Annotated in this window: 12 protein-coding genes; 6 read left to right on the top strand and 6 right to left on the bottom strand. The window is 56.2% G+C overall.

Annotated elements, in window-relative coordinates; all coding sequences use genetic code 11:
• Positions 1-2: 2 nt before the first annotated feature.
• The 3 genes from CU100_RS21320 to CU100_RS21310 are packed head-to-tail and all read right to left on the bottom strand — an operon-like array spanning position 3 to position 4,752.
• On the bottom strand, positions 3-2,834 hold the full coding sequence (locus CU100_RS21320; protein ID WP_106718573.1) for a DUF4159 domain-containing protein: 2,832 nt from the start codon (positions 2,832-2,834) through the stop codon (positions 3-5).
• Entirely contained in the window at positions 2,831-3,745 is a 915-nt protein-coding gene (locus CU100_RS21315) for a DUF58 domain-containing protein (protein ID WP_106718572.1), read from the bottom strand. The genes CU100_RS21320 and CU100_RS21315 overlap by 4 nt, the downstream gene beginning before the upstream one ends.
• Positions 3,745-4,752, bottom strand: coding sequence for an AAA family ATPase (locus CU100_RS21310; protein ID WP_106718571.1), 1,008 nt, complete (start codon positions 4,750-4,752; stop codon positions 3,745-3,747). The genes CU100_RS21315 and CU100_RS21310 overlap by 1 nt, the downstream gene beginning before the upstream one ends.
• Before the next feature lie 139 nt (positions 4,753-4,891).
• On the opposite strand from CU100_RS21310, the gene CU100_RS21305 reads away from it, so the two are divergent.
• Genes CU100_RS21305 through CU100_RS21295 form a run of 3 tightly spaced genes read left to right on the top strand, consistent with a single transcriptional unit; the run spans position 4,892 to position 7,406 of the window.
• Entirely contained in the window at positions 4,892-5,500 is a 609-nt protein-coding gene (locus tag CU100_RS21305) for a DUF1285 domain-containing protein (protein WP_106718570.1), read from the top strand.
• Entirely contained in the window at positions 5,497-6,138 is a 642-nt protein-coding gene (locus CU100_RS21300; protein ID WP_106718569.1) for a CoA pyrophosphatase, read from the top strand. The genes CU100_RS21305 and CU100_RS21300 overlap by 4 nt, the downstream gene beginning before the upstream one ends.
• The gene (locus tag CU100_RS21295) at positions 6,135-7,406 is read left to right on the top strand and encodes a CCA tRNA nucleotidyltransferase (RefSeq protein ID WP_106718568.1); all 1,272 of its coding nucleotides are present in this window, start codon (positions 6,135-6,137) and stop codon (positions 7,404-7,406) included. Before CU100_RS21300 ends, CU100_RS21295 begins: the two co-directional genes overlap by 4 nt.
• Here CU100_RS21295 and CU100_RS21290 read toward each other — a convergent pair whose 3' ends face one another.
• Positions 7,407-7,589: a DUF1059 domain-containing protein gene (locus tag CU100_RS21290; RefSeq protein WP_106718567.1), complete on the bottom strand. Its 183-nt coding sequence runs from the start codon at positions 7,587-7,589 to the stop codon at positions 7,407-7,409.
• A 125-nt stretch (positions 7,590-7,714) separates the two neighbouring features.
• Positions 7,715-8,629, bottom strand: coding sequence for an oxygen-dependent coproporphyrinogen oxidase (gene hemF, locus CU100_RS21285; RefSeq protein ID WP_106718566.1), 915 nt, complete (start codon positions 8,627-8,629; stop codon positions 7,715-7,717).
• A 154-nt stretch (positions 8,630-8,783) separates the two neighbouring features.
• Here hemF and CU100_RS21280 point away from each other — a divergent pair, with 154 nt between their 5' ends.
• Positions 8,784-9,059 carry a hypothetical protein gene (locus CU100_RS21280; protein WP_106718565.1) on the top strand — a complete coding sequence of 92 codons (276 nt, stop codon included), beginning with the start codon at positions 8,784-8,786 and terminating at the stop codon, positions 9,057-9,059.
• A gap of 216 nt (positions 9,060-9,275) precedes the next feature.
• Positions 9,276-10,379 carry an ABC transporter substrate-binding protein gene (locus tag CU100_RS21275; RefSeq protein WP_106718564.1) on the top strand — a complete coding sequence of 368 codons (1,104 nt, stop codon included), beginning with the start codon at positions 9,276-9,278 and terminating at the stop codon, positions 10,377-10,379.
• A gap of 51 nt (positions 10,380-10,430) precedes the next feature.
• Here the strand turns inward: CU100_RS21275 and CU100_RS21270 are convergent, their stop codons facing one another.
• A complete protein-coding gene (locus tag CU100_RS21270) occupies positions 10,431-10,922 on the bottom strand; it encodes a tRNA (cytidine(34)-2'-O)-methyltransferase (protein ID WP_106718702.1) in 492 nt (163 codons plus the stop codon).
• A 38-nt stretch (positions 10,923-10,960) separates the two neighbouring features.
• On the opposite strand from CU100_RS21270, the gene CU100_RS21265 reads away from it, so the two are divergent.
• On the top strand, positions 10,961-12,808 hold the full coding sequence (locus CU100_RS21265) for an ABC transporter ATP-binding protein (RefSeq protein WP_106718563.1): 1,848 nt from the start codon (positions 10,961-10,963) through the stop codon (positions 12,806-12,808).
• Positions 12,809-12,862: the final 54 nt, after the last annotated feature.

Genomic DNA, 12,862 nt, shown 5'->3' with positions numbered 1-12,862 from the left:
TTCTAGTTTCCCAGCCGTTGCAGGAGGTCCGGAACGTGTACCTGGTCAGATTTGTAGTTGCCCGTAAGCATGTACATGACGATATTGATGCCCGCCCGGTATGCGTAAACACGTTGCATCGGGTCATTGGGGATGGTCGGATAAAGCGGTGAGCCTTCGGCGTTTGCAGCCCATGCTCCAGCGAAATCATTTCCCGTTATCATGATGGGCGTGACACCATCGCCGGCACGTACTGGTCGGTCGGCGCGGGGTTCGGCGGGCTGCGATGCCTGTACCCACAAGGGACTGCCACGATAGCGGCCTGGAAAATCTTGCAAGATGTAAAAAGATTTGGTCAGCACGTGGTCGCTGGGAACGGGCTCAAGCGGTGGTATATTGAGCCCGGAGAGGATGTCGCGCAGTCTTTGATTGGCTGGCGTGGTGGAATTGTCGAAGCTGACAGCTGCGGCATCCTGGTCGCGCGTATCGAACAAAACAGTTCCGCCCTGCTGCATATAAGCATCAATTTTGGCAATCGCCTCCGGCGCGGGCATTCTGGCTGCAGGGTCGACGGGCCAGTAGATCAAGGGGTAGAAGGCGAGGTCATCAGTTGCCGGGTTGACTCCGATCGGTTCACCCGGTTCAAGCGCCGTACTGTCTGAAAGGGCCTTCGAAAGGCCAAGCAGGCCCGCCTTGCTGACATCGTCCACCGCTCCATCCCCAGTGATGACGTAGGCGAGGTGGGTTACATTCACCGCGTCCAGAATAGATTGATCCCCGGGTTTCTCATCATTGTGCTGGGCAAAAGCGGGAGACGGTCCAAAGACAAGAAAGGCCGGTAAAAGGAGTACTGCGAGTGAGGCCGCTGCAGCGGTGCGATAGCGGCGGCGCAAATGACCGCCCAACCAAAGGATTGCGATCGCATCGAGCGCCAGCAACAGCGCTGCCAGGGCGAGAAGCGGGCCGCGCAGTGGCAAGGATTCATCCACGGCGTATCGCGCGGTCGTCACGGGAAACTGCAATTCAGGCCGAACCAAGGGCGTTATTTCGCCGTCTGGCTTGAAGAGATTCAATGCCGTCATAGCGTCCTCGACACCATAAAAACCAGGAGGATTGTCGAAAGTAACCTGAGGACTTGCACCACTTTTGAGGAGTAACGGCTTGGTGTCGCCTTTTGGCGGCGTCAAAGAGCCGTCCGCGGCCAATGTAAGATAGGGCGGCAGAGCCCGTGAGCCACTAGCGCTATTGTCATTCGCCAAGGGACCAGTTGCGTTCGACAAGGAAACGAGGCGGTGCAGCATGTCGACAAAGCTTCCGCTAATCGGAAGGTTCGACCACGTTGCCTGAGGCGTAACATGAAATAGAACCAACTGACCGCGTTCTCGTGTCTCTCCGGTCACAAGGGGAGTGCCGTCGGCAAGATTGGCCCAGCTCTTGTCGTAAAGATCCGATGATGGTTCCGCCAATACCTGCCGCGTTACCGTTACGTCCTGAGGGGTGGGAAGTCCGGCGAAAGGCCCATTTTCTGGAAAAGCTGCAACGGGTTGCGATTCCTTCCATGACAGAGTGCCGCCCAATGAGCGCTCTCCCTTCCGCAACGTGACTGGCAGCAGCGGATCCTCGTCGCTGTTGCCGGCGAGGCGCGGACCTGCGAAGCGGATCAGCGTTCCGCCCTTGTTGACCCAGTCGCCCAAGGCTCTCTCTGCCTCTGGAGGAAGCTTGCCGATATCGGCCATAATGACCACAGATGGCTTTTGTTCAAGAAGTTCAGGCACAGCGCGTACGAGCTCAGGACTTCTGGGCCGGAGAAGATCCGCAAACGGCTCTAAAGCCCTTGAAATATAATAGAGAGGCGAGAGCAGGGGCTGCGACAGATCCGCCTCTGATCCGGAAAGCAAGGCAACCCGCCTGCGTTTGTTGTTCTCGTCGATGAGATAAGTCGCCCCTGCTTGCGCAGTGCCGTCGACGCGCAAAGTGTGGAAGTCGTTGCGCAATTCATAGGGCGCATTGATAACGGCTTCCGCTGTTGTCTCGCCCGCAGCGAAAACAAGGCCCGTTTCAGCGATCCTACGGCCTTTTTCATCGAAGGCTCCGATCGTGATGCCGTTCTGACCTCGGTCATCGCTGGCGCGAACCGCACGGACAGTCAGCCCGTTGGCATTGTTGATGGTCTGACGCAGGGCGACCAATGATGTTATCGAAGGCTGGTACCAGAGCATGGAGCCGACGTTTAAACTCTCGAGCGACTTGATGGCGTCGGCTGCCCGGGGCGTATCAACGCCATCGTTCAGGTAGGCAATTCTTGTGCGGGGAGCGTTCGCCAATGTCGTTTTCAACCGTGCGAACGCCGCTTGCCGGTCAACGGGAATTGAGCGCACCGCCATGGCCCGCACCCGCTCAAGTGCAGTATTGGCATCGAACGGGCCGATATCGGTATTGACCTTTTCAGCCGTGCCTAGGATGTAGATCAGCGCTCCAGACTTTTCCGCATCGGCAATCAGCCGCTCGGCCGAATCCTTGCGCGCGGTCCACTCCTCATTTGAGGCCCAGCCATTGTCGAGAACGATTGCGACCGGGTCGTTGCCGGTCAATGTTTCGGCACGCGGATTCCATACCGGCTCCGACAGCGCGAATATGACGGACGCTGCAAGCAATAGCCGAAGCAGCGTCATCCACCATGGAGTTTTATTGGGTGTCTCTTCCTTCTTCAGAAGCTGCGCCAAAATCTTGAGAGGCGGGAATATTTCCGTAACCGGCCGAGGAGGGGTAACTCGTAGCAGCCACCAGATAATCGGAAGGGCGATTAGTCCGGCGAGGATAGCGGGAGCTCCAAAGGCCAAGGGCAGTGCATTCATGCGCCGTTCCCTTCATAGCCGATGCTCGCAGTCATATTCATGTGAACCGACACGAGTGCATCGGAAGCCAGACGATCGGTACGGTTCGCCGTGTAGCTCCAGCCGAGACGTCTGCAGAAGTTGCTGATTGTTTCGCGCCGGGCATAAAATAAGCGCCGATAATCCTCCGCGTAGTCCTCAGCTCGCCCGAACGTTAGCGATTCACCTGTTTCCGGATCAAGAAATTCGGTTCGCCGCTTATAGGGGAAATCTTCTTCAGCTGGATCATAGACCTCTATGAGGTGTGCGCGGGCGCCTGCCTGAACCAAACGCTGAAGAAGAGCCAGCGTATCTTCGACAGGCTCGAGAAAATCGCTGACAAGCACTACATCGGAAAAACGCCGCACTTTGCTAAAATCGGGCTGTGGCTGCAGAGTAGACGTGTGGGCGAGCAACGTTGCCAGACGCTCGGCGCCGTTTCGAGCAGAGATAGGATCCGTAACGCCCGGGAACCCGATGCGCTCACCACTGCGCGACAAAAGCTCGCACAAAGCCAGCACTAGTACGAGCGCGCGGGATTCTTTGGAAACAGGCGCGTGTTCTGACTTGTAGAGCATGGAAGGGGAAGAATCGGCCCACAGCCACACTGTGTGGGCGGCTTCCCATTCCTGATCGCGGATATAGGTTCGGTCGTCACGAGCAGAACGACGCCAATCGATACGCGAGATCGCCTCGCCCTGAGCGTAAGGTCGGAACTGCCAGAACGTTTCACCAACGCCGCTCTTGCGCCGGCCATGCCAGCCGGTGTTGACGGTATTCAGAATGCGGCGTGCTTCAACGAGGAGGTCAGGTAGCAGAGCAGCGCGTTGACGGGCTCGCGCAAGAGAGTCTCCCGTCTCGGCCCTTTGAACCTGCGCGCCAATTGCTGCCATCAGAGGGCAACTTTGGTGAGATTGCCGATAACATCGCGAATGTTCATTCCGTCGGCACGCGCGGCGAATGTCAAGGCCATCCGGTGCTGGAGCACAGGTTCTGCGAGCGCTTTCACATCGTCGACTGATGGGGCAAGACGCCCATCGTAGAGCGCGCGGGCGCGGGCACAAAGCATCAAGGCTTGGCTCGCGCGAGGACCGGGGCCCCAGGAAATGAATTTCTTCGCAATATCGTTGTCTGCTCCGGGCCGGGCAGAACGGACGAGTTTGAGGATGGCATCAACCACGCCTTCCGGTACTGGCATGCGGCGGATCAGCTGCTGCATATCGCGGAGGCGTTCCGCGTCAATCGTCTTTTCTGCCCTGGCATCGGATGTGCCGGTCGTTTCAATCAGCACGCGGCGTTCGGCTTCGAGCTCGGGATAAAGAATATCGATCTGCATCAAAAAGCGATCGAGCTGCGCCTCGGGCAACGGATAGGTGCCTTCCTGCTCCAGCGGGTTCTGCGTTGCCAACACGTGAAAAGGTTGCGGTAAGTCGTGCCGCTCGCCTGCAATCGTGACATGGTATTCCTGCATGGCCTGCAGGAGCGCCGACTGCGTTCTAGGTGAAGCGCGATTAATTTCGTCCGCCATGAGCAATTGAGCAAATATGGGGCCCTTCACATAGCGGAAATACCGTTTTCCATTGTCGTCCTGTTCCATGACTTCGGAACCAAGAATGTCTGACGGCATAAGGTCCGGTGTGAACTGTATGCGGCGATCGTCGAGCCCCAAAACGGTCCCGAGCGTTTCCACCAGCTTCGTCTTCGCCAAGCCTGGAACACCCACGAGAAGAGCGTGTCCGCCCGCGAGCAATGCGACGAGCGTGCGTTCTATCACACTCTCCTGACCGAATATCACAGTCCCGATGCCCGCCTTGATCTTTGCTATATCTGCAAGGGCTCTCTCTGCCTCGGCAATCATTGCCTTGGGATCTGACGGTACCTCAGGTTTGATCATGGTCATCGGGTCACCTCACCACTGGTATCTGTTCAGAGTCTGCCTTAGATGACTCTAGCTAAAAATAACTCTAAGTCACTATGACATGCTGACAAGCAGCCCAACGTTGACTATTTCGTGACGTGTAGAGAAATAAGGTCGGTTCATGACACAGCCAGACAGCAGTTTGCACGCTGCCACGGGACTCGAAGCACTCGTCTCTCGTGCTGTTACCGGAACCAAGGGTTTACCGCCCGTTGACAAGTGGAATCCTCCCTTTTGTGGTGATCTCGACATGGAGATCAGAGCAGATGGTACCTGGTTCTACATGGGAACTCCGATAGGGCGACAGCCGCTTGTGCGCTTGTTTTCGACCGTCCTGCGGAAGGACGCTGATGGACGGACCTATCTGGTAACACCTGTCGAGAAGGTTGGTATCCGCGTCGAAGACGCGCATTTTCTGGCTGTCGAGCTTAATGTTTCCGGTGAGGGTGTTGAGCAGGTGATGACGTTTCGCACAAATGTCGGTGACATAGTCGAGGCGGGTCGGAGCAACCCGCTGCGCTTCGTTATCGACGATGAAAATGGTGGGTTGAAACCCTACATATTGGTCCGGGGGCGGCTTGAAGCACTGCTTGCCCGGCCAGTCATGTATGAACTCATCGCCCATGGCGAGGAAATAGATGTCGACGGAACGCCAATGTTTGCGCTCCGCTCGAAAGGCGAAGTGTTCCCGATTATGGCGGCAGGTGAACTGGAAAAGCTGACCCGATGAACCAGATCACACCATTGGATGAAGGTTTTTCCGCCCGCGCCTTCGCGAGGCGCGTAGCGCTCAAGGGTAAGGAATCTCTGGACCGGGACCACGGAGATCATCTGCTCAATCCCGAACTTGATGCCCTCATATCGGCCAATCCGCTACGTGACGCGGCGGTGCTCGTGCCGATTGTGGATCGGGGCGATGAGGCGGGCGTGATACTCACTCTCCGCAATGCAAACATGCGCAAGCATTCAGGGCAGGTTGCCTTCCCAGGTGGCGCGATCGATCCCGAAGATGATTTTCAGCCGGAAAAAGCTGCGCTGCGCGAAGCGCATGAGGAGATCGGGCTTGAAGGGCGCCACGTAGAAGTCATCGGGCGTTTGCCGCGCTATCTGACCACCACAGGCTATTCCATCACGCCGGTTCTCGGCCTTGTGAAACCTCCTTTCGACCTTGCGCCGAATCCTGATGAAGTTGCCGATGTTTTCGAGGTTCCCTTGTCTTTCCTTATGAACCCGGAAAACCATCGTCGCGAAAGCCGGGTTTGGCAGGACAAGGAACGGTTCTATTATACGATGCCATTTGGCGACCGCTTCATCTGGGGCGTGACGGCCGGTATTATTCGGACACTTTATGAAAGGCTCTATTCTTGAGCAGTACTGTTTCAATTGCCGGCAAAGCTGACTGGCTTGAAGACCCGTCGTTGCAACGGTTGCTATCCGCGCTCGCTGCTGACGGCGAAGCCGCGCGCATCGTGGGTGGCGCGGTCCGTAACACTCTCTTGGGGCAGGAAGTATCTGATATCGATATCGCGACGACCTGTCCCCCCGGCGAGACATCACGACGTGCGGCAGTTGCCGGCTTCAAGGTCGTGCCAACTGGCATTGATCATGGGACTATCACGGTTGTTGCAGATGGAAAGGCCTTCGAGGTTACCACCTTGCGGGCTGATCTCGAAACCGACGGGAGGCATGCAGAGGTGGCCTACGGCCGCGACTGGCATGCGGACGCGTCGCGGCGAGATTTCACCATCAATGCATTATACGCTGACGCCGATGGAACCGTTGTCGATCTCGTAGGCGGACTTGCAGACATCGAGAGCCGCACACTGCGTTTCATCGGAGATCCCGAGCAGCGAATTCGAGAAGATTATCTACGCATCCTGCGCTTCTTCCGTTTCTTCGCATGGTATGGACGCGGCAGACCCGAAAGCGAAGGCTTGAAGGCCTGCGCGCGAATGAAGGACGGCCTGACGCGACTTTCCGCAGAACGGATCTGGACAGAACTGAAGAAATTGCTGTCGGCGCCGGATCCTTCGCGCGCGCTGTTATGGATGCGGCAAGCTGGCGTTCTGACAGTCGCTTTGCCGGAAAGCGAGAAATGGGGCATAGACACGATCCATGCATTGGTAAAAGCCGAACAGGATCTCAAGTGGGAAGCGGATGCGCTCCTTCGCCTTGAAAGTATCATCCCGCCACAGCCTGACCGTATCGCAGATATCGCGGAGAAGCTCAAACTGTCCAATAGCGAGCGCGGACGGCTGGAGGCCTGGGCGGCAACGACATCGCCTCAGCCGGATATTTCCGAGCCGGCTTTCGCCAAGATATTATACCGCTGCGACAAACAGGGCATGCGCGACCGCCTTCGGCTTGCGCTGGTTACTGCACGTGCCGGGGCGCTCAACGACGATGCGGCCATGAGGAGAGCAGGCTACTTATCCAAACTGCTCGACTATCTGGAGATTTACGAAAAGCCGATATTCCCGATCTCCGGAGGAGATATTGTCGCTGCGGGTTTCAAAAAAGGGCCAGAGATAGGCGCAGTTCAACGCGCCCTGGAGGATGAGTGGATTCGATCCGGTTTCACCCTCGAGCGGGATAAATTGCTGAACAAAATTCCCGAGTATGCGGGAAAGGCCTGATCAGGCGGCTTGGCCCTTGGAAGGCACAATATTCGCCTTGATGGTTTCGAGCATAGACTCGCGGATGACCTGTTCGCCGTGCGTGTCCCGCAAGTGCTCGGTTGCGCGGCGAATGATTTCAGAGTCGGTGTCGTGGCGTGTGTGCCACTGGCACCCGGGGACAATGCAATCGAGTTCTCTCATGGCGTTTCTCCCTGTTGTGAGCTCGCAAAAGAAGCGTGCCCGGTTCACAACAGCACGGCGCATCAGCCGCACCAAGCGGGTAGCATAACGCATGAAGGATCAGATTGATCCCCCGAATGTCGTGGTCAGGGCCATTTGACCGTAGGCGGCATCGATGAAAGAATGGATTCGACGTTCCCACCGGTTTTCAGCCCGAAGATTGTCCCACGATCATAAAGCAGATTGAATTCAACATAGCGCCCGCGGCGTACAAGCTGCTCCTGGCGGTCGGCATCTGTCCAGTCCAGATTGAAATTCTGCCGCACGAGATAGGGATAAACTACGGAGAAGGCTCTTCCTACATCGCGCGTAAAGTTGAAGTCCGCAGCGTAGCCCCCGGTTTCTTCCGGAGAATGCAGCCAGTCGTAGAAAATTCCACCCGTCCCACGTGGTTCCTTGCGATGAGGAAGATAGAAATATTCGTCGCACCACGACTTGAATTTTTCGTAGTCGGCGGACGTCGAATGCTTGTCGCAAACAAATTTCATCGCCTTGTGAAATGCCAGCGTGTCCGGGTCGTCCTGGGATCGCTTTCGCTCGAGAACAGGCGTCAGGTCGGCGCCACCCCCGAACCACTGCCTCGTTGTCACAACCATACGCGTATTCATATGCACTGCCGGGACCAAGGGACTTTGAGGATGAGCAATCAAAGAAATGCCCGATGCCCAGAAGCGTGGGTCCTCGTCGGCTCCTGGAATCTGTTTGCGGAACTCCTGCGAGAACTCGCCATGCACTGTAGAGGTGTGAACACCAACCTTTTCAAAGACGCGGCCGTGCATCAGCGACATAACGCCCCCGCCGCCCTTTCCCTCGTCACGCTGCCAAGGCGTCTGTTTGAAGCGGCCCGGTTCCCGATCCGAGAGTGGCCCTTGCAGTTCGTCTTCAAGCTGCTCGAAGCTGGCGCAAATCTTGTCACGCAATTCCATGAACCAAGCAGTGGCTTCGGCTTTTTTCTCATCGAGCGCATCGGGAAGCGCGGCGGGAATGTCTGGACGATCCATTGCAAAGAATCCTTTTTCGCCCCGACATTATCACATCAACGCGGAGCCAAAAGGAAGGCCCTGCCGCTCATTCCTCACATCCTTGAAAAAATGACTCGTTTTCCGGCCACACAGTACATAATCTAATGATTGTAGGGTTCAGTGAGGGATAGATATGGTCTCCAAAGCCCCCCGGTCGCAATACCCGAAACCGCCGCTAGACGGTTTACGCAGGAGATTGAAGGAAAGCCGCGAAGGCTCATCCAGCCAGCAACGCGGTGCATTCGTTCGTGAGAGCTTCAAGTTGCCAAGGATCGCGGCCAGGGAAAAGGCTCGCGAGTGGTTCGAACAATATCCTAAAGCGGCCTATTGGACGGAAATCGAAAGCTGGTACGAACGTCCGGGCGACATCATAGAGTTCACGATGCGTCGCCTGCCGAACGCCGAGTGAACGAAAAAGTACCGTTTCAACAATAAAATTGATGATATTTCGCAAGGAATTGATCTATCCCGCGATTTAGAGGCCAATTCCAAAAATAAATAAGTATTTTCGATCGTTTTGTAGGTTTTAGCCTTGTTCACGGCTGACAGGCATTTTCAAAGCCAGTAGAACTTTCCCAGCACCGGAGAATCGTCCGGGACGCATAAGAAATCCAAGGAGGAAACAATGCGCTTATCGTTGATCTCTAGCGTGGCATTAGCTGCCGTAGTGGCTATGACGTCGTTTGCGAAGGCAGACATCGTCGTCGGCATCATAGCGCCTGTGACTGGACCAGTTGCGGCTTATGGGCTGCAGGTGAAGAACGGCGTCGAAAGTGCTGCAGAAGCCATCAATGCCGCCGGCGGTATCAAAGGCGAAAAGATCGTGACGAAGGTCTTCGACGACGCGGGCGAACCCAAGCAGGGTGTGTCGGTCGCCAATCAGGTCGTGGGGGAGGGTATCAAGTTCGTAGTTGGTCCCGTTACCTCGGGCGTCGCCATGCCGGTGTCGGACGTACTGGCTGAAAACGGCATCGTTATGGTTACACCAACGGCCACCACGCCGGATCTGACGACGCGTGGTCTTGAAACCGTGTTCCGCACCTGCGGCCGCGATGATCAACAGGCTGATGTCGCCGGCAAATATATGCTGGACAAGTTCAAGGATAAACGCATTGCCATTGTCTATGACAAAACACCCTATGGGACGGGTATTGCCAATGGGTTGAAAGCCGTACTCAACAAAGGCGGGGTCACCGAAGTGGTGTTCGAAGGCATCAACGCTGGTGAGAAGGACTACAGCGCGCTCATTACCCGCATCAAGTCCGAAAAAGCAGACGTGATCTATTTCGGCGGCTACCATGCCGAGGGCGGGCTTATTGCACGTCAGTTGAACGATCAAGGCATCAAGGCTCAGCTCGTCGGCCCTGATGGCTTGTCGAACACCGAATATTGGGCCATCGGCGGAGAAGCCGCGGCAGGCACATTGTTCACCAACAGTGCCGATCCGACCAAGAACCCTGCAGCATCGAAGGTCGTGGAAGCGCTCCAGGCCAAGAACATTCCGGCCGAAGCCTTCACGCTCAATGCCTATGCCGCTTTGCAAGTCATCGCAGGAGGCATAGAAAAGGCCGGTTCGGCTGAGCCAACCGAGGTTGCAGCAAAGATCAAGTCGGGTGAAGCATTTCCGACAGTGGCAGGCGACCTCAGCTATTCCAGCACAGGTGATCTGAATACACCGGCTTTTGTCTTCTATAAATGGGAAGGCGGCAAGGCCACCCAGATCGACTGACAAGGACTGCTTGGAAAGGTGATCCGCCGGCCAGCAATGGCTGGCGGATTGTCAGCGGAGGCAAGAAAACTGCCTTTGAGCTTCGGCCGTGGCAATTGCTGCTGAAAGCGCCAGATTGAGTGAACGGGCACCGGAAACCATGGGGATGATCAGCCTCGCGTCTGCGGACTGGTGAACGTCCTCCGGAACACCTGCTGATTCCCTGCCAAACAGAAGAATGTCGCCGGGCTTGAATGTGAACTGTGTGTAAGCCTCTGCTGCCTTGGTGGAGAACAGCAGAACTCGGCGTTTCTCACCGAGCCGCCATTCCTGGAACTGCCGCCAATTGGCGTGACGGGTCAGGGTTGCCTGTTCAACGTAGTCCATGCCGGCTCGCTTCAGCGCACGATCAGAGATGTCGAAGCCAGCCGGTTCGATGATGTCTACGCCAATGCCAAAGCAAGCCGCCATGCGCAGTATAGTGCCCGTGTTGCCCGGGATGTCAGGCTGATAGAGTGCGACGCGAAGGTCGCCATGTGATGAAGTCAAAGATATATTCTCCATGAAGTCGACGCCGCCGACAGTGCCATGAGGTTTTAACAATGTTTCGCTGGTTTGAAGAGAGGCTCGAGCCATTTCCCCCCGCAGAACCGGCTGAGCCGCCAAGGACTCTTGTCGCATTTTGCTTCCACTACACCCAGGGGGCTTGGCGGTGGATCGCCATTATGGCTGTCTGCACGGCGTTGATCGCTGTGCTCGAAGTCTCGATGTTTGCTTTCATGGGCAATATCGTCGATTGGCTTTCCAGTCATTCGCGCGAAACATTCCTGGCAGATGAAGGGCTGAAACTCGCTCTCATCGCAGGCGTGGTGCTGATCGTGATGCCCGGTGTCGTGCTACTGGATTCGCTGATCATTCATCAGACTTTGCTCGGGAATTATCCAATGCGCATCCGCTGGATGGTGCATCGGTACCTTATCCGGCAGTCCATGACTTTCTTCCAGGACGAATTTGCCGGACGCGTTTCAACCAAGCTCATGCAGACATCGCTGGCGGTTCGGGAAACCGTCATGAAACTGCTTGACGTTCTTAACTACGTCATTGTCTATTTCACCGGGACGTTGATCATTGCAGCTGCGGCGGACCTGCGGCTCATGCTGCCTTTCGTCATCTGGCTTCTCGTCTATATCGGCCTGCTTCGCTACTTCATCCCCAAAATTCGCCTGGTTTCAGAACGGCAGGCAGACGCGCGTTCCACGATGACTGGCAGAATTGTCGACAGCTATACAAACATCGCGACAGTGAAGCTGTTTTCTCACTCCAAGCGCGAAGAAAGCTATGCGCGAGAGGGTCTGGAGAATTTTCTTACAACCGTTCACCGGCAGATGCGGCTGGTGACGAGCTTTCACTTCTCTCTTTATGCAATGAACTGTCTGCTGCTTTTTTCCGTCGGTGGCATCGCCATCTGGTTGTGGCTCGGTTCAGCGATCTCGGTTGGTGCCGTAGCGGTGGGTATCGGCCTGGTTCTTCGTCTCAACGGCATGTCGCAATGGATCATGTGGGAGATGTCGGCTCTGTTCGAGAACATAGGAACCGTCGAGGATGGCATCACTTCCATCTCCTTGCCTCGTCTTGTCCCGGACGCGCCAAACGCACCGGAACTCAAGGTAACTGCCGGCGCGATCAGGTTCGATTCGATCGGCTTCCACTATGGCAAGGGCGCCGGTATCATCGACCGTCTGTCACTCGACATTCGCCCCGGCGAGAAAATCGGCCTGGTGGGGCGATCCGGTGCTGGCAAATCAACCTTGGTCAATCTATTGCTGAGGTTCTATGATCTTGAAAGCGGACGCATACTTATCGATGGGCAAGACATTTCGAAGGTCTCACAGGATTCGTTGCGCGCGCACATAGGAATGGTGACCCAGGACACATCGCTCCTGCATCGGTCGGTCCGCGACAATGTGTTATATGGTCGTCCTGACGCGTCCGAAGAAATGATGTTGCGAGCTGTGACAAATGCCCAAGCCGATCGCTTCATCGAGGAACTCTCCGATGCCAAGGGCAGGCGCGGCTTTGATGCTCATGTCGGCGAGCGAGGCGTAAAGCTTTCCGGCGGGCAGCGCCAGCGGATTGCCATTGCCCGCGTTATGCTCAAGGATGCTCCTATCCTCATCATGGACGAGGCAACGTCAGCGCTCGATTCGGAGGTGGAGGCGGCGATACAGGACAATCTCTATCGGCTCATGCAGGGGAAAACTGTTATAGCGATTGCGCATCGGCTATCCACCATTGCGGCCCTTGACCGGCTCATCGTGATGGACAAGGGGCAGATTGTCGAAAGCGGAAGCCACGAGCAACTCATCGCCGCCAAGGGAATTTACGCCTCGCTGTGGGCGCGTCAATCAGGCGGATTTTTGGGCGTCGATGACCAGGAAGCCGCGGAGTAGCTGGGATAGGGTTTTTGACATGCATTGCGGTGATATCTGACAGCTCTGTCCCGC

This window comes from Phyllobacterium endophyticum, assembly GCF_003010935.1.
GTDB classification, from domain to species: Bacteria; Pseudomonadota; Alphaproteobacteria; order Rhizobiales; family Rhizobiaceae; genus Phyllobacterium; species Phyllobacterium endophyticum.
The sequence above is the reverse complement of the archived record's forward strand: the minus strand, read 5'-3'. Positions and strand labels throughout refer to the sequence as shown.

Bases quoted from the DNA above. Each gene is read 5' to 3' on its own strand.
- CU100_RS21315 (WP_106718572.1), bottom strand. From the start codon at position 3,745: ATGGCAGCAATTGGCGCGCAGGTTCAAAGGGCCGAGACGGGAGACTCT.
- hemF (WP_106718566.1), bottom strand. From the start codon at position 8,629: ATGGATCGTCCAGACATTCCCGCCGCGCTTCCCGATGCGCTCGATGAG.
- CU100_RS21275 (WP_106718564.1), top strand. From the start codon at position 9,276: ATGCGCTTATCGTTGATCTCTAGCGTGGCATTAGCTGCCGTAGTGGCT.
- CU100_RS21290 (WP_106718567.1), bottom strand. From the start codon at position 7,589: ATGAGAGAACTCGATTGCATTGTCCCCGGGTGCCAGTGGCACACACGC.
- CU100_RS21310 (WP_106718571.1), bottom strand. From the start codon at position 4,752: ATGACCATGATCAAACCTGAGGTACCGTCAGATCCCAAGGCAATGATT.
- CU100_RS21270 (WP_106718702.1), bottom strand. From the start codon at position 10,922: ATGGAGAATATATCTTTGACTTCATCACATGGCGACCTTCGCGTCGCA.
- CU100_RS21300 (WP_106718569.1), top strand. From the start codon at position 5,497: ATGAACCAGATCACACCATTGGATGAAGGTTTTTCCGCCCGCGCCTTC.
- CU100_RS21305 (WP_106718570.1), top strand. From the start codon at position 4,892: ATGACACAGCCAGACAGCAGTTTGCACGCTGCCACGGGACTCGAAGCA.
- CU100_RS21265 (WP_106718563.1), top strand. From the start codon at position 10,961: ATGTTTCGCTGGTTTGAAGAGAGGCTCGAGCCATTTCCCCCCGCAGAA.
- CU100_RS21320 (WP_106718573.1), bottom strand. From the start codon at position 2,834: ATGAATGCACTGCCCTTGGCCTTTGGAGCTCCCGCTATCCTCGCCGGA.
- CU100_RS21280 (WP_106718565.1), top strand. From the start codon at position 8,784: ATGGTCTCCAAAGCCCCCCGGTCGCAATACCCGAAACCGCCGCTAGAC.